Origin of the sequence: Pantoea sp., from assembly GCF_039594315.1 — a bacterium.
Taxonomy (GTDB): domain Bacteria; phylum Pseudomonadota; class Gammaproteobacteria; order Enterobacterales; family Enterobacteriaceae; genus Pantoea.
The window spans coordinates 1-19,881 of record NZ_JBCNNP010000038.1 but is presented as its reverse complement, the minus strand read 5'-3'; the positions used below and the strand labels follow the sequence as shown (position 1 = coordinate 19,881).

The window sequence follows — 19,881 nt, the reverse complement described above, 5'->3', positions numbered from 1 at the left end:
TGTGGGAGAGGGTTAGGGTGAGGGACAGCGCGCACTATCCCTCGCCCACAAAAAAGCCCCGCACCAGGCGAGGCTTATTGCATGCACTACGAGGATTAGCGGCGTGAAGACACCAGCAGCGCGCCCAGCACTAAACCAACGGCCGCGCCGACACCGACGCCGTGCCACGGCTTGTCATGCACATACGCATCAACATGGGTACCTGCATCACGTGCCGCTTGCGATACGCGACTCTGACCGCCGCTCAGTTTCGCCCGCGTCTGCTTCAGCAGCGCCTGCGCCTGGCTGCGTGCACTATCAACCTCATCTTTGGCTTCGCTGCCATAAGATTTAAGTAACGCTTCTAGCGAATCTGCCAGTTCGTTTACATCCTGATTGATATCAATGTCATCGTTTTTAGCGCTTCGATTAAACATTTTTAGCTCCCTTTGATTTAAAACGTAATACTCAGTGTAGACGAAGCGTGATTAAACGCAGGGATGTGCCAGGCTTTAGGGAAAATTCCGAATGCTCCGCGCTGTCTTGCTGTTGTAAGGTTGCGGGGCTGTGAGAAGAGAGGAGCAAGCATGTATTTACGACCAGATGAGGTAGCGCGCGTACTTGAGAAAGTGGGCTTCGAAATGGATACCCAAACGCCAAAAACTTATGGTTATCGCCGCGGCGACAACTACGTTTACGTCAATCGCGAAGCACGCATGGGACGTACCGCATTGATCATCCATCCGACGCTGAAAGAGAAGAGTCATCACTTTGCTGAGCCAGCGTCAGAAATGAAAACCTGCGATCACTACACGCAGTTTCCGCTCTATCTAATGGGCGATTCACAAGAGCATTACGGTATTCCGCACGGCTTTAGTTCACGTGTAGCGCTTGAGCGCTATCTGCAAGGCGTCTTCGGCGGCTAATGCTGCGCCCCGTGTTCGCGGGGCCGCAAACCTTTCGTTAATCCTTACTTTCTACCACGTTGCAAATCCCCACGCTGACGCGTATAACCCTGTGTCCATATAGATGTTCAGACGTCCATACGGATACAAAGATATGCAAACTCAGGAAACGTCCCCGCAACAAAATTTTCAGCGCACCATGAAAGTTCGCCATTTGGTGATGCTATCGCTGGGCGGGGTGATCGGCACCGGCCTGTTCTTCAACACCGGCTATATCATCTCAACCACGGGCGCTGCCGGCACCTTACTGGCCTATCTGATTGGTGCGCTGGTGGTGTGGCTGGTGATGGTGTGTCTCGGCGAGTTGGCTGTGGCGATGCCAGAAACCGGCGCTTTCCATGTGTATGCCGCGCGTTATTTAAGTCCCGCCACCGGTTATACCGTGGCCTGGCTGTATTGGCTTACCTGGACTGTCGCGCTGGGATCGAGCCTGACCGCCGCGGGATTCTGCATGCAGTATTGGTTCCCCAACGTGCCGGTCTGGATGTGGTGCTTAGTCTTCTGCATTGCCATCTATTTGCTCAACATTGTCTCGACGCGCTTCTTTGCTGAAGGTGAATTCTGGTTTTCGATTATCAAAGTGATCACCATCATCGCCTTTATCATTCTTGGCGCTGCGGCGATGTTTGGTTTTATCCCGATGAAAGATGGCAGCGCCGCGCCAGGATTGCACAATCTCACCGCTTCTGGCTGGTTGCCGCACGGCACTTTGCCGATTCTGATGACCATGGTGGCAGTCAACTTTGCTTTTTCGGGAACGGAATTGATCGGCATTGCCGCCGGGGAAACCGAACAGCCGCAAAAAGCGCTGCCGCTGGCGATTCGCACCACGGTGGCACGTTTGATCATCTTCTTTATCGGCACGGTTTTTGTGCTGGCGGCGCTGATCCCGATGGATCAAGCGGGCATCGTGAAAAGCCCGTTTGTACTGGTGTTTGAGAAGATCGGCATCCCGTACGCGGCGGATATCTTCAACTTCGTGATCCTCACCGCGATTCTTTCTGCTGCTAACTCTGGATTGTATGCATCAGGCCGCATGTTGTGGTCGCTGGCGAATGAGAATACTTTGCCGCGCTGCTTTGCGCAGGTGAACCGTCGCGGTATTCCGACGCTGGCCCTGACTGTGAGCATGATTGGCGGCCTGCTGGCGCTGTTCTCGAGCGTGATTGCGCCGGACACGGTGTTTGTGGCGCTGTCGGCCATCTCCGGATTTGCGGTGGTGGCGGTGTGGCTGAGTATTTGCGCTTCGCACTACGTGTTTCGCCGTCGCTTTGTTCAGGCTGGCGGTAACGTCAAGCAGCTTGCCTATCGCGCACCGCTTTATCCGCTGACGCCGATTCTCGGCTTCCTATTGTGCTTATTGGCCTGCGTGGGCCTGGCATTTGATGCCTCGCAGCGCATCGCGTTGTGGTGCGGCATTCCATTTGTGCTGTTCTGCTATGCCGCATACCATGTGTCGCAACGAGGAAAGTCATCGCAAAAGGCTGAGGAGGCCAATGATGTCGCGTAATCCTATCGCTCAGGCACTAAACCAAACTGACACCTTGATTATTGATGGCGCACTGGCCACCGAACTGGAAGCGCGCGGCTGCAATCTGGCCGATGCGCTGTGGTCCGCCAAAGTGCTGATGGAAAATCCTGAGCTGATCTATCAGGTGCATCACGATTATTATGCCGCAGGCGCGCATGTGGCGATCACCGCCAGCTATCAAGCCACGCCGCAGGGCTTTGCCGCTCGTGGTTTGGATGGCGCGCAGGCGTTGGAACTGATCAAACAAAGCGTGAAGCTGGCGCAGCGTGCGCGTGACGATTATCGCGCGGCATCATCCAGCGTTGCGGGGTTGCTGGTGGCCGGTTCCGTGGGACCTTATGGCGCGTATCTGGCGAACGGCGCGGAATATCGTGGCGATTACGCGTTGCCGGAAGAAGAGATGAAAGCCTTCCATCGTCCGCGCGTGCAGGCTTTAGTCGAGGCAGGCGTTGATGTGCTGGCGTGCGAAACGCTGCCTTCGTTTGCCGAGGCGCAGGCGTTAGTGAGTTTATTGGCGGAGTTTCCTGCCAGCAGCGCGTGGTTCTCTTTCACCTTGCGCGATGCACAGCACATCAGCGATGGCACGCCGTTGAGCAAAGTAGCAGAGCTGGTCAATGCCGCATCGCAAGTGGTGGCGATCGGCCTCAACTGTGTGGCACTGGAAAGCGTGACGCCCGCGTTGCGTACCTTGCAGGCGCTGTGCGACAAGCCGCTGCTGGTCTATCCCAATTCCGGTGAACAGTACGATGCCAGCAGCAAAACCTGGCATTCGGCGCCATCGGGTTGCACGCTGCATGATAAATTCGCCGAATGGCAGCAGGCGGGCGCGCGCTTGATTGGTGGCTGCTGTCGCACCACTCCGCAGGATATCGCAGCGATTGCGGCATGTTGTAAACCGCAATAAAGCGCAGAAAAACATCAGTACTAGCGCGATTAATCACGCAAAGGCAGTTTAGACTGCCTTAATCTGATGCTAACGCGGACCTGCTATGAACCTGCGACACCTTTTTCCTGCCTGTGCGCTGCTATTAAGCGGCTGCGCCTCTATCGTCGGCACGCAAACTCAACCGGTAAAAATCGACTCATTGCCGCAAGGTGCGCGTTTCACCGTGCAGGATGAAACCGGCCGCGCGGTAGCGCAGGGCTACACGCCGCAAACCGTTGAGTTAGCCAAATCGACCGGTAACTATTTTGGCAAAAAACACTATCAGGTGATGCTGGAAGCGCCGGGTTATGTGCCAGTGACATTGCCGATCGAAGCCAATGCCAACTTGTGGTATCTGCTCGGCAACATTCCGCTGTTGGGCTTTCCCGGCTGGTTGTTGGTCGATCCGTTCTACGGCGGCATGTACGATCTCAAACCTGAGCATCCGCAGCCGAAGTTAAACGTGGTAGGCGCTCGCGGTTAAATAAATGGGTCGCCATTGATGTTGGCGACCTTGCTATTACTGCGCGGTGGGTTTCACCATCGTATTGGCGCTTTTATGCTGCGCCAGATATTGCTGCTGGAAAATGCACATGCGTACGGTGTTGCGATATTCACCGTTAATGAAAAATTCGTGCTTCAGCACACCTTCCACCTCAAAGCCTAACTTGGTGTAGATATGCACCGCCTTCGCGTTCTCCTCATCGACAATCAAATACAACTTGTAGAGATTCAGCACCGAAAAACCATAATCCATGGCTAACTTTGCCGCCTTGGTGGCTAAGCCTTTGCCCTGATGCGACGGCGCGATGATGATCTGAAATTCGGCGCGGCGATGCACATGGTTAATCTCCACCAACTCCACTAAACCGGCTTTCTGACCTTCATGCTCCACCACAAAACGGCGTTCGGTTTGATCGTGAATGTGCTTGTCGTAGAGATCGGATAGCTCGACAAACGCTTCGTATGGCTCTTCAAACCAGTAACGCATCACGCTGGCGTTGTTATCCAGTTGATGAACAAAATGCAGATCTTCGCGCTCCAGTGGCCGTAATTTAACTGTCATAAGCTGCTCCTTCCGTTGAGATGATGGCGCGAGTATAGCGCCATTCAATTAAACCTGTTTTACGCACCAGTGTGGGTGAGCAAGCCGCCGCGCTGCACCTTGCTGGTGCGCATTAGCGCAGGATTCGCTGGCTGCATCAGGCTTTGCTGTTCTGGCACACGCATTGCTTGGCTTGTATAGATAAGACTATACAACCGTTGTTTTTCATCACCTTTTGACAGGAGTGGAACATGGGCAAGCCAATGAAACAGGTCATTAAAGTTGTAACCGTCGCTGCGTTGATTACCAGCGTATTGCAGGCGCAGGCCGCAGACACCAAAGTTGCCATCGGTATTTCCGGCTGGACCGGTTTCGCCCCGCTGACGCTGGCGGACAAAGCGGGCATCTTCAAAAAGCACGGCTTGGATGTCGATGTGAAGATGATTCCGCAAAGCAGTCGCCATTTAGCGGTGGCTTCCGGCACCATTCAATGCGCTGCGACTACCGTGGAAACCTATATTTCATGGAACGCCGCCGGTGTGCCGATCAAGCAGATTGTCCAGTTGGATAAATCGTATGGCGCAGATGGCCTGGCAACGCGCAGCGACATCACCAGCATCAAAGATCTGAAAGGCAAAACCGTGGCAGTGGATGCGCCGGGTACTTCACCGTACTTCCTGCTGGCGTGGATGCTGGATAAAAACGGCATGACGATGAAAGACGTGCGTCTGGCAACCATGGCGCCACAAGCGGCGGCACAATCCTTTGCTGCCGGTCAAAACGATGCGGCGGTGACCTACGAACCTTATCTTTCGGTGATCCGTAATCAGCCGAAGGCCGGCAAAATCCTCGCCACCACGCTGGATTATCCCACTGTGATGGACACCTTAGGTTGCACGCCAACCTTCCTGAAAGATCATCCTGAGGCGGCGAAAGCGCTGGTGGCCAGCTATTACGATGCGCTGGAGATGATCAAACAGCAGCCGGATAAGTCCAATGAAATCATGGGCGCAGCGGTGAAATCCACCGGCAAAGAGTTTGCCGAATCGGCCAGTTATTTGCGTTGGGCGGGACCGGAAGAGAACAAAAAGTTCTTCAGTGGCGAGATTGAAACCTTCAGCGATGAAGCCGGCAAATTGCTGCTACGCGCGGGCGTAATCAAGAAAATGCCTGACGTGAAGAGCCTGTACGACGCCAGCTTCGTGCAGTAAGCGGGAGAAAGGAGATGGAGATGAGTAAAAGCCAACCGGTTTCACCGCCAGCAGCACTGCCGGATGCGCCACAGCGTTGGCACAATCCGCTGATGGTGCCACTGAAAGCCATTTCGCTGCGCCTGCGCATTGGGCTTGGCGTGGCGTTCTTCGTGCTGTTTATCGCGCTGTGGACGCTGGTGACGCTGAGCGGCATGGTGTCGCCGACCTTCCTCGCCGATCCGCTCACCATGTTGCAGCAAGGCGTGCTGCTGTTCACCGAGTACAACTTCTCGCTGGACATCGGCATGACGGTGATGCGCGTGCTGTCGGGCTTCGTGTTAGCGGCAATCATTGGCGTGCCGCTCGGCATCATGATGGGCGCATATAAAACCTGGGAAGCGTTTCTCGAACCCTTTGTCTCCTTCTGCCGTTATTTACCGGCTTCGGCGTTTGTCCCGCTGCTGATTCTGTGGGCGGGCATTGGCGAAACCCAGAAGATCCTGGTGATCTTCATTGGCTCCTTCTTCCAGATTGTGTTGATGGTGGCGGTGACCGTAAGCGGCGCACGGCGCGATCTGGTTGAAGCGGCTTACACGCTGGGTTGCAGCAATCGTTCAATCGTGCGGCGCGTGCTGATTCCCGGAGCCGCGCCGGGCATTGCCGAGTTGCTGCGTTTGGTGCTGGGTTGGGCGTGGACCTATGTGATCGTCGCTGAGTTGATCGGCTCGGAAAGCGGCATTGGTCATATGATCGTTGATAGTCAGGCGTTGCTGAATACCGGGCAGATCATTTTCGGTATCATCGTGATCGGCTGCATTGGGCTGATCTCGGATTACTTATTTAAAGTGCTCAATCGGCGCTTGTTTGCATGGAGTACTTTGTGATGAAACACAGCAAACTCAACGTGCGCGGCGTCGAGCGCATCTTCACCGGGCCGAAAGGCGAGCAAACTCAGGCATTGCAGCCGATTGATTATCAGGTGGAAGAGAACGACTTCATCACGATTCTGGGGCCTTCGGGCTGCGGCAAATCTACGCTGCTACGCATCATCGCCGGGCTGGACACGCCGACGCGCGGCGAGATCTGGTTGGATGGCAAAAGCGTGGAAGGGCCGGGCGCCGATCGTGGCATGGTATTTCAGAGCTACACGCTGTTTCCATGGCTGACGGTGGAAGAGAACATCCGTTTTGGTTTACAGGAGCGCGGCTTGAGTGCGGCACAGCAGAAAGAGCGCAGCGACTACTATATTCATCAGGTTGGCCTGCGCGGCTTTGCTCAGCACTATCCGCGCCAGCTTTCCGGCGGCATGCAGCAGCGCACCGCAATTGCCCGTGCGTTAGCCAACGATCCCAAAGTGTTGCTGATGGACGAACCTTTTGGCGCGCTGGATAACCAGACGCGAGTGATGATGCAGGAGCTGTTGCTGTCGGTGTGGGAGCAATCGCGCAAAACCGTATTATTCGTGACGCACGATATTGATGAAGCGATTTTCATGGCGAATAAGGTGGCGATTTTCAGCGCCCGCCCGGGACGCATCAAACAGGAAGTGGCGGTGAATTTTAATGCCGGACGCGATTACACCATCAAAACATCGCCAGAATTTATGATGCTGAAAGCGGAAGTCACCGAATCGATTCGCAGTGAAACGATGCAGGCAATGGCGCACTAATTAACAGGTCGCCAAAAATTGGCGACCTGACGAAATCAGCTAACAATCCTTCCTTGCGCCATGCGTGCCGCGCGATCGCACATGTGATCGATCACATCGGGATCGTGACTAACCAGCACCATGGTTAACCCATCATTCTGCTTGAGATCGTTGAGCAGGTTGAGGATCTCAGCCTGCACTGACATATCCAGCGCGGAAGTCGGCTCATCCAGCAGCAGGATCTTGGGTTGCAGCAGCAAGGCCCGCACAATCGCTACGCGCTGACGTTGACCGCCAGAAAGCTGGTGTGGATAGCGATCCGCTAAGGCCGGATCAAGCCCAACATGGCGGAATCCGGCATCAATGCGATCGTCGATATTATCGCGTTTCAGCATTTTCAATGGTTCTGCCAGCGTGCGACGCAGCCGATGACGCGGATGCAGCGATGCATAAGGATCCTGAAACACCATCTGCACGTCCTGCCGCAACTGTCCGGTAAACGCTTTGCCAGGCTGAACCGTGGTTCCCGCCAACGCCATCTTGCCACTCCAATGCGCATTCAATCCCGCCAGCACCCACAGCAGCGACGATTTGCCGCAGCCGGATGGGCCAACCAGGCCAAAACACTCACCGGCGTTGACCTGTAGCGAGACGTCATGCACCACCGTGCGCAGCTCGTATCCTTGCTTGTGCGACACGCTCAAGTTGGTTAACTCAATCATGACTTTTCTCCAGCGCGGCACGATCCAGCACCGGCAAGCGTTCGCCGTGCGTGGCTTTGCTCGGACGGCAAGACCACAGCGTGCGGGTGTAAGGGTGGCTGGCGTTGGACAATTCAGCAGCGGGCAGCGTATCCAGCACGCGGCCTTGATACATCACCATTACACGTTCGCAGTGTTCAGAAACCTGTTGCAGATCGTGGCTGATCAGCAGCAAGCCCATGTTGCGTTGCTCGACCAAATGACGAATCAGCGCCAGTACCTGATCGCGCATCGCGTGATCGAGTGCTGACGTCGGTTCATCGGCGATCAGCAGTTCTGGATCGGTAATCAGGGCGATCGCCAGCATCACGCGTTGACCCATGCCGCCGGAAAGCTGATGCGGATAGCGTTTCATCAGCTGACGCGGATCGGGCAAACCAACCGCATCCAGCATCTCGCACACTTTTTCTTTGCGCTCGGCACGGCTCAATTTGTGATGCAGCACCAGCGGTTCTTCCACCTGCCAGCCAATGGTGCGCGTGGGATTGAGGGCGTATTTCGGATCCTGCATCACCATCGCCACTTTGCTGCCGCGCAGTTGAATCCAGTCACGTTCACGCAGATGCAGCGCATCATTGCCGATCACCTGTAAACGATCGGCCTGCACCTGCAACGAAGGTGACAGCAAGCCCATCAGCGTGCGGGCGGTGAGCGATTTGCCCGATCCCGATTCACCGACCAACGCCACGCGCTCTCGGCCAATTTGGAAGCCAATATTATCGACCAGCAGCGCATCATCGCTGCGAATGGTCAGGCCTTGCACATCGACTAACAGATCATTTGGCATGGCGAGTATCCAGTCGGTCACGCAGGCCATCGCCTGTCAGGTTAAACGCCAGGCTGGCGAACAGAATGGCGCCGCCGGGTGCCGCGGCGACCCACCATTGGTCGAAGATCACTTTACTGCCTTCTGCCACCATCGAACCCCATTCCGCGGTTGGCGGTTGCACGCCCATGCCGAGGAAGCCCAGACCGGCCGCCGACAAAATAATGCCGCCGAGGCTGAGCGCAGCGCGCACCACCGCCGTTGGCATACACAGCGGCAGAATGTGGCCGAACATCAAACGTAATCCGGTGATGCCTTGCATACGTGCGGCGGCGAGGTAATCACTGCGGCGCAGCGCCAGGGTTTCCGCGCGCGCCTGGCGGGCAAACGGCGGCCAACTGGTGAGCGCCAATGCCAGCGCGCCATTCATCAAACCCGGACCCAGCATGGCGACCAGCGCCAGCGCGATCACCAGATTCGGCAACGACAGGAAGATATCGGTAATGCGCATCAGCACACGCTCAGTCCAGCCGCCGACGTAGCCCGCGGTAATGCCAATCAGCAATCCCACCGGAATGGTCAAAATCAAAATCAGCGCGACCAGCAGCAGCGTCGGACGCGCGCCGTAAATCACGCGCGACAGCAAATCGCGACCAAAGCCATCGGTACCAAACCAATGCAAGGCCGAAGGAGCCTGCAAACGCTGGGCAATCACCTGCGCATTGGGATCAAACGGGGCCAGCAATGGCGCAAATAACGCCATCGCCACCACAATACACACCAACGTCAGGCCGATGGTGAGCGAGGTCACGCGTGCGCGACGGCGACGTGGGCGCAGCGTTTCCAGTTCAGAGAGTTGTTGGGTCATCGGGTTCTCGGATCGGTTAACCAGGTCAAAGCATCAGCCAGCGCGTTGAGCAGAATGAAGCAGCTGCCAATCAGCAAGGTTGAGCCAAGAATCGCCGGTACATCAGAGGAAAACAGCGCGTTGGTCATGTAACGACCGACGCCCGGCCAGGCAAACACCGTTTCGGTCAATACCGAACCTTCCAGCAGCGTGGCGTAGGAGAGGGCGATGACGGTAATCAGCGTGCCTAGCACGTTGGGGAAAATATGACGCAGCAGAATACGACCACGGCTGGCCCCTTTGGCGCGCGCTAGCACCACATACTCTTTATTGCTCTCTTCGAGTAGCGCCGCACGCAGCAGACGTGTAATCCCAGCCATCGCCAGCAAGCCAAGAATCACCACCGGCAGCCACAAGTGGGCGATAGCATTGCGGAACATTTCAGCATCACCGGACAGCCAGCTATCAATCAGCACAAAGACGGTTTTAGGCTCCAGCGTATACACCCAGATGTCATCGAGCTGGCCCGGTCCTGCCGACCAGTGCAGCACGGCGTAAAACAGCAATAAACCCAGCAATCCGAGCCAGAATACTGGCACCGAATAGCCAAGCAGCGAGACAAAACGTGCCACGTTATCAATGAGGCTGCCGGGTTTCCATGCGGCCAGCAGCGCTAAGGCAATGCCAAATACGGCGGCAAAAATCATCGCGCAGGTGGCGAGTTCAATGGTGGCGGGGAAGGTGCGCATTAGATCGGCGCTCACCGGTTGGTTAGTCAGATGCGATAAACCGAGATCGCCGCGCGCCAAATGGCTGATGTAGCGCCAAAACTGCACCAGCACCGGCTGATCAAGGCCAAGATCGTGGCGCACTTGCGCATAGGTGGCTTCGCTGGCGTGATCGCCCGCAATTTGTTGCACCGGATCGACAGGCGATAGGTGCGACAACATGAAAGTAAACGCTAACAAACCGACTAGCGTTACCAGCAGCGACAGCAGGCTGGTGACGAGGTGGCTAAAACGTTGCCACAGTGGCCGGGCGAACCCGGCCGATGAATCTGATGCTGCCATTACTTAGAAACCTGCGAGTAATACACCATGTCCGGGTTGATACCCTGCACATAGCCTTGCAGATTGTCGCGCAGCGCAATCAGGTTTTTCGCCTGCAAACCAATCACATATGGCGAGTTTTTTAACACTTCTTGTTGCATCGCCTGATACAGCTCAACGCGTTTTTTAGGATCGCTTTCAGCCGTCGCCGCCAGCGTTTGTTTGTTCAACTCAGGAATATGCCAGTCAGAACGGTACGCCACGGTTTTGCTGCCATCTTCCGGGTTGTAAGCGAACGAAGCGGCGTTGGTGTTGGGATCGAAATAGTCCGCGCCCCAGGCGTTGAGTGTCGCTTCGTATTTGTGGGCTTTCACGCGGGTAGAGACTTCTGAGCTTAAGCCCGGTTGCACTTCCACTTTCACGCCACCTTTGGCGAAGCTGCCTTGCAGCGCCTGAGCGATATCGAGATAAGGCGGCTGATTGCTGGTGGAGAGTTTGAAGCTGACGTTGGTCAAACCGGCTTTCTTCAGAATCGCTTTGGCTTTTTCTGGATCGTAACTGTATGGCGTGTCGTTGATGGCACCGAGGAAACCTTTCGGCAGGAAGGTTTGATGCACATCGAACTGGCCTTTCAGCAGATCGTTGGCGATGCCTTTGTAATCGAACAGGTAACGTGCGGCTTCCCACAAGGCCGGATTTTTCAGCACTGGATTTTCACCAATGTTGAACTGGATGTAATAGAGCGAAGCCATCGGAATCGCTTCCGTCTTCACGCCCGCTTTGCCTTTCAGTGAGGCAATCTGATCTGCACCGAGGTTACGCGCGATATCCACATCGCCTTGTTCCAGCAGCAGACGACGCGCCGCCGGTTCCGGAACGTTTTTAATCAGGATATTTTTCAGCTTCGGCGCGCCAGCAGGCGACGTTGGGTTTGCCGTCAGCAGCACGGCTTCATGCAGTACCACTTTGCGAATCTGATACGGGCCGCTACCCGCTGAGTTAGTGGCCAGCCACGCGTGGCCGAAATCGTTGTTTTTAGCATTCGCCTGCGCGGTTTTCTCATCAATAATCGACGAGACCGGCGCAGACAGTAGGCTCAGCACATACGCCGGGCTAACGTTGGCGCTCCAGCTAATCTGTACGTGATTGTCATCGACTTTCTTCAGGAAGCTATCGACGTTGTCTTTATTCCAGCCAAGCTGCGTCAGAATAAAGGAAGGATCGAGGTTCAGCTTCACCACGCGACCCAGCGAGAAGATCACATCTTCTGGACGCAGCGGATTGCCGCTGGCGAATTGCGCCCCTTTGCGCAGTTCAAACGTCAGGCTGCGATTATCGCTGCCAGCTTGCCATGAAGTCGCCAGCGTTGGCTTGAGGTCAATCGGGTTGGTGGGATCGGACTGCACCAGACGTTGGTAAATGTTAGTGAACGCTTGCACCGTGGTCAGTTCAAAGCCCTGCGCGGGATCGAAGCTATCCGCATCATCCGTTGATTGAGCAATCACCAGCGTGTCTTTCGGCGTTGCGGCCTGCACAGAGAAGGCGGCTGCCAGCGAAAGTGCCAGCATAGTTGGAATAATTTTTTTCATGGTGTTCCCTTGCCTTAAAAAGTTACGCGAGTTTACGAGAGCGCTGCGGTGAAGAATAGTCAATTTCAGGCTATGCATATGCATTAATGATCTAAGTGGTGTGCTTAGGTTATAAGGCCTTACATCGCGGGGGCGCCATTTAGGGTGACCTGATTGCTGGATTAGACGGTTAATTAAACTCAATCCCAACGAAAATTAAATAAGTAGTTAGTAACGGATAATTAACTTTACTTCGCTTTTGCCAGGAATATAATGGCGGCAATTTCAAAGCAGGAGAGTTCAGTTGGACAGTCACCCTTTTAGTTGGCAACACAAGGCAAGCTGACGCGCGAACTTTTTTGTCGCTGCTTGCCAATACGGCGGGCAGCAATCCTCCTCTTTCTGATGATTGTTCCCTCACAAACCTATTGTAACGGGCTGATGCTCGTGGGAATTTCATCATGCACATGATTTTTAACACACTTTTCCCTCCGCCTCGATGCGCGCGCTGAACTTCAGCGTGCTGATTTGCTCTGCGCGTTAGATCGCTTTCCGCCTTCTGACGGCGCGGTGTTTTCCATCGTTATTATTTATTTCTCGTTATTTTACGAGCGACTTCTTTCGTCTTTAATTTCCGGGAGGTGATATGGAAATTCCCGACAGGTTATTTTTAATTTAACTACGTTTTGCCGTTTATTTAATTTGTGTGCTCAGCATGCAGGGATTTTTATTGCCGTAAAATAGAGGAATGTCACCATGACTGACATGAAACTCAACCAGGAAAAAAAAGCCTGGAATACCACTCGCCAGCCACGCCAAAAAACGCCGCGCTATCTGATTGAAGATGAAGCCGGTTTTACTGCTGACGAAACCCTAGTGCGTCTGCGCAGCGATGCGCTGGGCTTGCATGAGCGTGAAGCGGAAGCGCGTTTAGCGGTGTATGGCCGCAATCAGGTGGAGCACGACAAAGCGCCACCGGCGCTGCTGCAACTGCTGCAAGCTTTCAACAATCCTTTCATCTATGTGTTGATGGCGCTGGCATTGGTGAGCTTTTTCACCGATTTCTGGCTGCCGCTGCGTCATGGCGAGGAGACCGATCTGACCGGTGTCATCATCATTGTGACGATGGTAACGCTCAGCGGTTTGCTGCGCTTCTGGCAGGAGTTCCGCACTAACAAAGCGGCGCAGGCGCTGAAATCGATGGTGCGCACTACTGCGACTGTGCTGCGCCGGGAATCAGCGCAATCTGCACCGATGAAAATGGAAGTCGATATCGCCACGCTGGTACCGGGCGACATCATTTACCTTTCTGCGGGCGATTTGGTGCCGGCGGATGTGCGTCTGCTGGATTCACGCGATCTGTTTATCAGCCAGGCGATTTTAACCGGTGAATCTTTGCCGGTGGAGAAATATGACGTCACCGGCAATGTCACCAGCAAAAGCAGCGGGGCCAGCGAGCAGGGCACATCGCTGCTGGAATTAGGTAGCGTGTGCCTGATGGGCACCAACGTTTCCAGCGGCAGCGCCAAAGCGGTGGTGGTGGCGACAGGCGGCGAAACCTATTTTGGTAGCCTGGCCAAATCGATTGTGGGTAACCGCTCACAAACTGCTTTTGATCGCGGCGTAAATAGCGTGAGCTGGCTGCTGATCCGCTTCATGCTGGTCATGGTGCCAGTAGTGCTGCTGATTAATGGTTTAACCAAAGGTGATTGGCTGGATGCCACACTGTTTGCGCTGGCGGTAGCGGTGGGTTTAACCCCGGAAATGCTGCCGATGATTGTGAGCTCGAATCTGGCGAAGGGCGCGATTGCCATGTCGCGGCGTAAAGTGATCGTCAAACGCCTGAATGCGATTCAAAACCTTGGCGCGATGGATATTCTGTGCACCGACAAAACCGGCACGCTGACGCAAGACAACATTATTCTAGAGCACCATCTGGATTGCGCCGGTGTGGAAAATTCACGTGTGCTGATGCTCAGCTGGCTCAACAGCCATTATCAGAGCGGCACGCTGAACCTGATGGATCGGGCGATTCTGCGTTACGGCAAAGATCGCGTTAGTCACGATATGGGCGATTACTACGCCAAAGTGGATGAGCTGCCGTTTGATTTCATTCGTCGCCGCGTTTCTGTGGTGGTACGCGATCGCCGCCTGAATCAACAAATGCTGATTTGCAAAGGTGCTGTGGAAGAGATGTTGAGCATCGCCACCGCCGAGCGTGAAGGCAAACTGATCCAGCCACTGAATGAAACGCGTCGTGCGGAACTATTGGCGCTGGCACATCAATACAATCAACAAGGATTCCGCGTGCTGCTGGTGGCGAGTCGCGTACTGGCGGAACCGGGTTTACAGCGAGCCTTGAGCGTGGCGGATGAACAGGGATTAACCATTGAAGGACTGCTGACGTTCCTCGATCCGCCAAAAGAGAGCGCCGCGAAAGCCATTAGCGCACTGCGCGACAATGGCGTGAGTGTCAAAGTGCTGACCGGCGACAATCCGGTGGTCACGGCGCGTATTTGCCAGCAGGTTGGCATTGATAGCGGCCACATTCTGACCGGCGATCAGATCGCGGCGATGAGTGACGAGCAACTGGCGGAGGCAGCGGCGCGTAGTGCGGTATTTGCGAAACTGACACCGTTGCAGAAATCGCGCATTTTGCGTGCGTTGCAGCAGCAAGGCCACACCGTCGGTTTCCTCGGTGACGGCATCAATGATGCGCCAGCGCTGCGTGATGCGGATGTGGGGATCTCAGTGGATAGCGCGGCGGATATCGCCAAAGAGTCGTCCGATATCATCTTGCTGGAAAAAGATTTGATGGTGCTGGAAGAGGGCGTGATGAAGGGCCGTGAAACCTTCGGCAATATCATCAAGTACCTCAACATGACCGCCAGTTCTAACTTTGGCAACGTGTTTTCGGTATTGGTGGCGAGCGCCTTTATTCCGTTCCTGCCAATGCTGGCGATTCATCTGCTGATTCAGAACCTGATGTACGATCTGTCCCAACTCGCATTGCCGTGGGACAAAATGGATCGCGAATTCCTGCGCAAACCACGCAAATGGGATGCGCGGAATATCAAACGTTTCATGCTGTGGATTGGGCCAACCTCATCAATTTTCGACATCACCACCTTTGCCGTGATGTGGTATGTGTTTGCGGCCAATACGCCAGAAATGCAGTCGCTGTTCCAGTCGGGCTGGTTTGTTGAAGGGTTACTGTCTCAAACGTTGGTGGTGCATATGCTGCGTACGCAAAAGATTCCGTTCATTCAGAGTCGCGCGGCGCTGCCAGTATTGCTGACTACCGCGGGTGTGATGATCGCGGGCATTTTGTTGCCGTTCTCACCGCTGGGAAGCATGGTGGGCTTGGTGCCGCTACCATGGGCTTATTTCCCATGGCTGGTGGCGACGCTGTTCGGTTACTGCGTGGTGGCGCAGGGCATGAAAACACTCTACATCAAGCGCTTTGGTCAGTGGTTTTAAACACAAGGAGGCGATATGCGGAACCCGAATCTCAACAAAGTGGTGTTTCACCTGATTTTGATGATAGTGGTGATCGTGGTGCTAACGCTGGTGTTTCGCTGAGTTAAAGGATGTTTTGAAGCATTAAAAAAGGCCGCAATTGCGGCCTTTTCATTTTGCAGAGAAAGTTATTCAGTCACTTTCTTTTTCAGATCGCTGGCACCTTCTTTGGTTTTATTCCAGCCTTTCTGGGTGCCTTCTTTGGTGGCATCCCAACCTTTCTCAGAACCTTCTTTGGTTTTGTTCCAGGCTTTTTGCGTGCCTTCGCTGGCTTTGCTGGTCATGCTGTCGCTTTTACCTTCAGCGGCATGTTTGGCTTTGAGCTGCTGCTCTTTGCCTTCGTTCTGCGCCTGATGCAGTTTTTCCTTGGCGGTGTTCGCGCCTGCTTGCGCGTTAGCGACAGTGTCATCAGTTGCATGTGTAGTGGCAGCAAAAGCCGAAGAAGCCATCAGAATGGCTGACAGTGCAATAATGGTCTTTTTCATAATTCCCTCTTTCATGAAATATGTCGTTTCAGGTAATCATCCTGGCATAAGCCGGAATGGAAAGATTTAAGAATAAACCAGGAATGAAAAAGCTCTAGTTTTGCCGGGGAATTAACCCGCAGAAAGCATTTTAAGCCGAAATTGCTTTAAAAAAAGCCACCTTGCGGCGGCTTTAGTAGGTTAATCAGCCAGTTGCTGCGCAATCGCACTATACATCAGCGCTGCTTCTAATGGCTGAGCATTCATCTTCGGTTCAGCCTGCGGCCAGGTAGACCACTGCACAATCACCAGATTTTCTGCACGATTCACCATAATCACCTGGCCATAAATGCCTAACGCCCACAGTGAATTTTTCAGAGATTTATCGGCAACAGGAGAAACGTGTTGCGCATTGGCGGCCACCGCGTTGTTCCACCACTGATAACCATAAGTGCCTTCTGGATGTGCGGCGGATACTGAATTTTTCGCCTGCGTCCAATTGGCGGCATCGTCCAGCCAGTGATCGGGCAACGTTTGTTCACCATTCGCTAAGCGGCCGTTGTTCATAATGAATAAGCCGAAGCGTCCCCAATCTTCCAGCGTAGCGTTAAAGCCGTGCGCGCCTACGTCGTGCTGTCCTTTTTCATAGGCATGCCAGACGCCATCACTGGCCATGCCGTAAGGTTGCCAAATGGTTTTTTCCAGGTAAGTGGCAAGCGGCATGCCGGTGGCTTTTTCTAACACATCGCCGAGTAGCCAGGCGCCGCCTGATGAGTATGACCAGGTTGTGCCTGCCGGATGTGCGCGATGTAAGTGCTTGATGATGTCGCGCACACAATCGTAGGTGCCAGCACGCGCTTCACACTGCGTAAGATGCGCAAAGTCAGAGTTAGGATTGGCGTAATCTTCGTTCCAGGCCACGCCAGAAGTGTGCTGGATCAACTGCTTCAAGGTCACGCCATCCCAGGCGCTGCCTTTGAGATCGGGTTCGTAATCGGTGACGAGGTCGTTGAGAGAATGAATCTTGCCTTGTTTGATGGCGATGCCAACCAGCGTTGAGACCACGGATTTCCCTACCGAGCGAGACGTCCACAACGTCTTATCCGTATTACCTGCGGCTAAATATTTATAGGCGATTTGGCCGTTTTTCAGCACCAACATACCGCTGACATTTTCTCGTTTGAGATAATCAGGCAATGAATAGTTGTTGCCATTGAACGTGTAAGAGGCTGAGGTGAGCGTTTTGCTGGCTTTAGGCAAAGGTGCGGCTTTGCCATGGCGGAACACATCGCCAGCATAGTTACGGTAATCATTGCGGAATCCCACCACGCGATCGGCTTGATTCCAGCTCAGCATTTTGTGTGTATCCGGCAGTTTTTTATCAAAAGGCTGCGGGCAAGATTCCAGTTTAACGCCGCCACAATCGATCAGGTCTGCCGCGAAAGTTGATGTGGTGAAGGCGATGGTGCTCAGTGTCGCGGCAATCAGCAGTGGTTTTAACAGATGTTGGTTCATTATTGTCTCTGCATCTTCAGGAGTGAATGCGCAGCAGTATAAGAACGTTACTTCCCCTGATAAAATCACTCAATAGGGGAAAATCCCCTGATTATTTTGGAGTGGATTGTGCCTGCTTTACGTTACTCATTCTCGCAAATTGAAGCCTTTACCACTATTGTGGAAACCGGCACCATCGCCAAAGCCGCTGTGCTACTGGGGAAAGATCGCACCACGATTCGCGATCTGCTGGATTACCTTGAAGATGCGCTCGGCTACACGCTTTTCGTACGCGAAGGACGCAAATTATTGCTCACCCAACAAGGCCAGCAATTGCATCGTCAGGCGCATCTTTTCATGCGGCAGGCGCAGGCGTTTGAGTCCTACGCGCGTGGATTGCCCGTGGCTATCGAAGAGGAGTTGGTACTGGTTTACGATCCGTTCGTACCGCTCGCATTCCTACAGGCAGTGATCAGTGAAATGGCGCAGAAAAACATTCGTTTTAGTGCCTGGAGTGCGACGCGCGACCAAGCTGAAGCCGCTTTAAAAAATGGATTGGCCGATATCGCGATTTGTCAGGCGCAGCATCGTACACTAGGCAATGAGATGGAGTGGCAGGCGCTGGGTAATGTCGAACTCAATTTTTATGCCGCCAAATCACTGTTTCGCGATCATCCTCAGCCGGTAACGTTGCTGAATCTGTCTTTGGTGCCGCAACTGGTGATGCACCACGTTAACGATGAGCAGGTGAGTCGGCGTCTGCAAATATCGGGGAAATCGCTGTTTGTGAACGATCGCGCCATTTTGCAACATCAGTTAGAAAGTGGTGTGGGTTGGGGATTTCTCCCCACGCATTTTCAGGCTCAGCGCTGGCGTAATGTGCAAGCGCTGGATACGGAAGTGGGCAATCAAGGATTAAACATCACGTTGGTGACGTTGTGGAATCCGGGCCGCAATAAACAGGCGCTTGCCGAAGCTTTCATTGCCAGCTTGCTGGAGATTTGGCGCAGTACTTACTCGTCATCGCGCTCTTTCGCCGCGCGCTGACGTTCGTAATACTCATCCTCAGCGGTGATGATTTCATCCAGCAGCGAGTCCATATCGACATCGTGCAACACTTCAACAAACAAACCGGTTAACGGCGTTTCTGGGGTTAATTTCCCGTCTTCGTAGAGCGCCCAAATCTCTTTGGCGTAACGTGTTTGCAGTAGTTGCGGCGCGAACTGGCCGTAATACTCGGTGATGTTATTCACGTCGCGTTCAAACATCGATTCAGCGTGATTGTTCGCTGCGGCATCAACGGCTTGTGGCAAGTCGATAATTACCGGTCCTTGCGCATCCAGCAGCACGTTAAACTCCGACAAATCGCCATGCACAATCCCAGCACATAGCATGCGCACGATGTTGCGGATCATGGTGTGGAAATCGGTAACGGCGTTCTCTTCAGTCAAGGTCACATCGCTGAGTCGCGGGGCAACAGCGCCTGCGCCATCGGTGACCAACTCCATCAACAGCACGCCATCAATGCAAAGATAGGGTTGTGGAACGCGAACACCTGCGTTAGCCAGGCGGAACAACGCATCCACTTCGGCGGTGTGCCACGATTCTTCTTGCTGTTTACGGCCGAATTTCGAGCCTTTTTGCATGGCGCGCGAGTTACGCGAATTGCGCACCTTACGGCCTTCCTGATACTGCACCGCCTGCTTGAAGCTGCGTTGCGAAGCTGCTTTATACACTTTGGCGCACTGCACATTGCCACCGCTCAGTACGGTGTAAACGTCAGCTTCTTTGCCGCTTTTCAGGCGCTGCAGCACTTCGTCGATCAGGCCATCATCGACCAGCGGTTGAATTCTGTTTGGAATCTTCATGCGGCTTTATACCTTATTTCAGCCAGAGGAGCCGCCAAACTTTTCTATCGCTGGATTCACGCGGTTCGCCTCAAAGAGTGACATATACAAAAAAACCCGCAAGGCTTTCACCGTGCGGGCTTTCAGGACTTAACATGATGACTCTGGTAATCACCGGTCAAGAATTTTGGTGGAGCTGGCGGGAGTTGAACCCGCGTCCGAAATTACTACACCGTCGGCACTACATGCTTAGTCAGTCTTTACATTCGCCGGCCAGCTG

19 protein-coding genes and 1 other RNA gene are annotated in these 19,881 nt (G+C 54.1%); 9 read left to right on the top strand and 11 right to left on the bottom strand.

Features of this window, described 5'->3' with window-relative positions:
• Window positions 1-95: 95 nt before the first annotated feature.
• Window positions 96-416 (bottom strand): DUF883 family protein, encoded by a 321-nt coding sequence (locus tag ABDW13_RS17670; RefSeq protein ID WP_343553870.1) that lies wholly within the window; start codon window positions 414-416, stop codon window positions 96-98.
• Window positions 417-566: 150 nt separating this feature from the next.
• On the opposite strand from ABDW13_RS17670, the gene ABDW13_RS17665 reads away from it, so the two are divergent.
• From ABDW13_RS17665 to ABDW13_RS17650, 4 genes are all read left to right on the top strand, one after another.
• Window positions 567-905: a DUF2002 family protein gene (locus ABDW13_RS17665; RefSeq protein WP_343553869.1), complete on the top strand. Its 339-nt coding sequence runs from the start codon at window positions 567-569 to the stop codon at window positions 903-905.
• Window positions 906-1,038: 133 nt separating this feature from the next.
• Window positions 1,039-2,454: an S-methylmethionine permease gene (gene mmuP, locus ABDW13_RS17660; RefSeq protein ID WP_343553868.1), complete on the top strand. Its 1,416-nt coding sequence runs from the start codon at window positions 1,039-1,041 to the stop codon at window positions 2,452-2,454.
• Entirely contained in the window at window positions 2,444-3,379 is a 936-nt protein-coding gene (gene mmuM / locus ABDW13_RS17655) for a homocysteine S-methyltransferase (protein ID WP_343553867.1), read from the top strand. The genes mmuP and mmuM overlap by 11 nt, the downstream gene beginning before the upstream one ends.
• A gap of 85 nt (window positions 3,380-3,464) precedes the next feature.
• Window positions 3,465-3,884: a hypothetical protein gene (locus ABDW13_RS17650; protein WP_343553866.1), complete on the top strand. Its 420-nt coding sequence runs from the start codon at window positions 3,465-3,467 to the stop codon at window positions 3,882-3,884.
• A gap of 36 nt (window positions 3,885-3,920) precedes the next feature.
• Here the strand turns inward: ABDW13_RS17650 and speG are convergent, their stop codons facing one another.
• A complete protein-coding gene (gene speG / locus ABDW13_RS17645) occupies window positions 3,921-4,466 on the bottom strand; it encodes a spermidine N1-acetyltransferase (protein WP_343553865.1) in 546 nt (181 codons plus the stop codon).
• Window positions 4,467-4,708: 242 nt separating this feature from the next.
• Between speG and ABDW13_RS17640 the strand changes: the two genes are divergently transcribed.
• From ABDW13_RS17640 to ABDW13_RS17630, 3 genes are read left to right on the top strand one after another with little or no spacing between them, the layout of a single operon-like run.
• The gene (locus ABDW13_RS17640; RefSeq protein WP_343553889.1) at window positions 4,709-5,656 is read left to right on the top strand and encodes an ABC transporter substrate-binding protein; all 948 of its coding nucleotides are present in this window, start codon (window positions 4,709-4,711) and stop codon (window positions 5,654-5,656) included.
• A 20-nt stretch (window positions 5,657-5,676) separates the two neighbouring features.
• Window positions 5,677-6,522: an ABC transporter permease gene (locus ABDW13_RS17635; protein WP_343553864.1), complete on the top strand. Its 846-nt coding sequence runs from the start codon at window positions 5,677-5,679 to the stop codon at window positions 6,520-6,522.
• A complete protein-coding gene (locus tag ABDW13_RS17630) occupies window positions 6,522-7,307 on the top strand; it encodes an ABC transporter ATP-binding protein (protein WP_343553863.1) in 786 nt (261 codons plus the stop codon). Before ABDW13_RS17635 ends, ABDW13_RS17630 begins: the two co-directional genes overlap by 1 nt.
• A 35-nt stretch (window positions 7,308-7,342) precedes the next feature.
• Here ABDW13_RS17630 and ABDW13_RS17625 read toward each other — a convergent pair whose 3' ends face one another.
• From ABDW13_RS17625 to ABDW13_RS17605, 5 genes are read right to left on the bottom strand one after another with little or no spacing between them, the layout of a single operon-like run.
• Window positions 7,343-8,008, bottom strand: a complete 666-nt coding sequence (locus tag ABDW13_RS17625) for an ABC transporter ATP-binding protein (protein ID WP_343553862.1) — start codon at window positions 8,006-8,008, stop codon at window positions 7,343-7,345.
• Entirely contained in the window at window positions 8,001-8,834 is an 834-nt protein-coding gene (locus tag ABDW13_RS17620) for an ABC transporter ATP-binding protein (protein WP_343553861.1), read from the bottom strand. The genes ABDW13_RS17625 and ABDW13_RS17620 overlap by 8 nt, the downstream gene beginning before the upstream one ends.
• The gene (locus ABDW13_RS17615; protein WP_343553860.1) at window positions 8,824-9,681 is read right to left on the bottom strand and encodes an ABC transporter permease; all 858 of its coding nucleotides are present in this window, start codon (window positions 9,679-9,681) and stop codon (window positions 8,824-8,826) included. The genes ABDW13_RS17620 and ABDW13_RS17615 overlap by 11 nt, the downstream gene beginning before the upstream one ends.
• Window positions 9,678-10,730: an ABC transporter permease gene (locus ABDW13_RS17610; RefSeq protein WP_343553859.1), complete on the bottom strand. Its 1,053-nt coding sequence runs from the start codon at window positions 10,728-10,730 to the stop codon at window positions 9,678-9,680. The genes ABDW13_RS17615 and ABDW13_RS17610 overlap by 4 nt, the downstream gene beginning before the upstream one ends.
• Window positions 10,730-12,298, bottom strand: coding sequence for an ABC transporter substrate-binding protein (locus ABDW13_RS17605; protein ID WP_343553858.1), 1,569 nt, complete (start codon window positions 12,296-12,298; stop codon window positions 10,730-10,732). Before ABDW13_RS17605 ends, ABDW13_RS17610 begins: the two co-directional genes overlap by 1 nt.
• Before the next feature lie 735 nt (window positions 12,299-13,033).
• Between ABDW13_RS17605 and mgtA the strand changes: the two genes are divergently transcribed.
• Entirely contained in the window at window positions 13,034-15,757 is a 2,724-nt protein-coding gene (mgtA, locus tag ABDW13_RS17600; RefSeq protein ID WP_343553857.1) for a magnesium-translocating P-type ATPase, read from the top strand.
• 167 nt (window positions 15,758-15,924) lie between these two features.
• Here mgtA and ABDW13_RS17595 read toward each other — a convergent pair whose 3' ends face one another.
• Both ABDW13_RS17595 and ABDW13_RS17590 read right to left on the bottom strand, forming a co-directional pair.
• Window positions 15,925-16,281: a hypothetical protein gene (locus tag ABDW13_RS17595; RefSeq protein WP_343553856.1), complete on the bottom strand. Its 357-nt coding sequence runs from the start codon at window positions 16,279-16,281 to the stop codon at window positions 15,925-15,927.
• Between the two features lie 180 nt (window positions 16,282-16,461).
• Window positions 16,462-17,775 carry a serine hydrolase gene (locus ABDW13_RS17590; RefSeq protein ID WP_343553855.1) on the bottom strand — a complete coding sequence of 438 codons (1,314 nt, stop codon included), beginning with the start codon at window positions 17,773-17,775 and terminating at the stop codon, window positions 16,462-16,464.
• 108 nt (window positions 17,776-17,883) lie between these two features.
• Here ABDW13_RS17590 and ABDW13_RS17585 point away from each other — a divergent pair, with 108 nt between their 5' ends.
• Window positions 17,884-18,801, top strand: coding sequence for a LysR family transcriptional regulator (locus tag ABDW13_RS17585; RefSeq protein ID WP_343553854.1), 918 nt, complete (start codon window positions 17,884-17,886; stop codon window positions 18,799-18,801).
• Here the strand turns inward: ABDW13_RS17585 and ABDW13_RS17580 are convergent.
• Both ABDW13_RS17580 and ssrA read right to left on the bottom strand, forming a co-directional pair.
• Entirely contained in the window at window positions 18,768-19,622 is an 855-nt protein-coding gene (locus tag ABDW13_RS17580; protein WP_343553853.1) for a PA4780 family RIO1-like protein kinase, read from the bottom strand. The genes ABDW13_RS17585 and ABDW13_RS17580 overlap by 34 nt on opposite strands.
• A gap of 167 nt (window positions 19,623-19,789) precedes the next feature.
• Window positions 19,790-19,881, bottom strand: a transfer-messenger RNA (tmRNA) gene (ssrA, locus tag ABDW13_RS17575); the annotation flags it as partial.

What these genes read in the sequence shown, in the direction of transcription:
- ABDW13_RS17670 (WP_343553870.1), bottom strand. Translation starts at nt 416, where the DNA reads ATGTTTAATCGAAGCGCTAAAAACGATGACATTGATATCAATCAGGAT.
- ABDW13_RS17665 (WP_343553869.1), top strand. Translation starts at nt 567, where the DNA reads ATGTATTTACGACCAGATGAGGTAGCGCGCGTACTTGAGAAAGTGGGC.
- mmuP (WP_343553868.1), top strand. Translation starts at nt 1,039, where the DNA reads ATGCAAACTCAGGAAACGTCCCCGCAACAAAATTTTCAGCGCACCATG.
- mmuM (WP_343553867.1), top strand. Translation starts at nt 2,444, where the DNA reads ATGTCGCGTAATCCTATCGCTCAGGCACTAAACCAAACTGACACCTTG.
- ABDW13_RS17650 (WP_343553866.1), top strand. Translation starts at nt 3,465, where the DNA reads ATGAACCTGCGACACCTTTTTCCTGCCTGTGCGCTGCTATTAAGCGGC.
- speG (WP_343553865.1), bottom strand. Translation starts at nt 4,466, where the DNA reads ATGACAGTTAAATTACGGCCACTGGAGCGCGAAGATCTGCATTTTGTT.
- ABDW13_RS17640 (WP_343553889.1), top strand. Translation starts at nt 4,709, where the DNA reads ATGAAACAGGTCATTAAAGTTGTAACCGTCGCTGCGTTGATTACCAGC.
- ABDW13_RS17635 (WP_343553864.1), top strand. Translation starts at nt 5,677, where the DNA reads ATGAGTAAAAGCCAACCGGTTTCACCGCCAGCAGCACTGCCGGATGCG.
- ABDW13_RS17630 (WP_343553863.1), top strand. Translation starts at nt 6,522, where the DNA reads ATGAAACACAGCAAACTCAACGTGCGCGGCGTCGAGCGCATCTTCACC.
- ABDW13_RS17625 (WP_343553862.1), bottom strand. Translation starts at nt 8,008, where the DNA reads ATGATTGAGTTAACCAACTTGAGCGTGTCGCACAAGCAAGGATACGAG.
- ABDW13_RS17620 (WP_343553861.1), bottom strand. Translation starts at nt 8,834, where the DNA reads ATGCCAAATGATCTGTTAGTCGATGTGCAAGGCCTGACCATTCGCAGC.
- ABDW13_RS17615 (WP_343553860.1), bottom strand. Translation starts at nt 9,681, where the DNA reads ATGACCCAACAACTCTCTGAACTGGAAACGCTGCGCCCACGTCGCCGT.
- ABDW13_RS17610 (WP_343553859.1), bottom strand. Translation starts at nt 10,730, where the DNA reads ATGGCAGCATCAGATTCATCGGCCGGGTTCGCCCGGCCACTGTGGCAA.
- ABDW13_RS17605 (WP_343553858.1), bottom strand. Translation starts at nt 12,298, where the DNA reads ATGAAAAAAATTATTCCAACTATGCTGGCACTTTCGCTGGCAGCCGCC.
- mgtA (WP_343553857.1), top strand. Translation starts at nt 13,034, where the DNA reads ATGACTGACATGAAACTCAACCAGGAAAAAAAAGCCTGGAATACCACT.
- ABDW13_RS17595 (WP_343553856.1), bottom strand. Translation starts at nt 16,281, where the DNA reads ATGAAAAAGACCATTATTGCACTGTCAGCCATTCTGATGGCTTCTTCG.
- ABDW13_RS17590 (WP_343553855.1), bottom strand. Translation starts at nt 17,775, where the DNA reads ATGAACCAACATCTGTTAAAACCACTGCTGATTGCCGCGACACTGAGC.
- ABDW13_RS17580 (WP_343553853.1), bottom strand. Translation starts at nt 19,622, where the DNA reads ATGAAGATTCCAAACAGAATTCAACCGCTGGTCGATGATGGCCTGATC.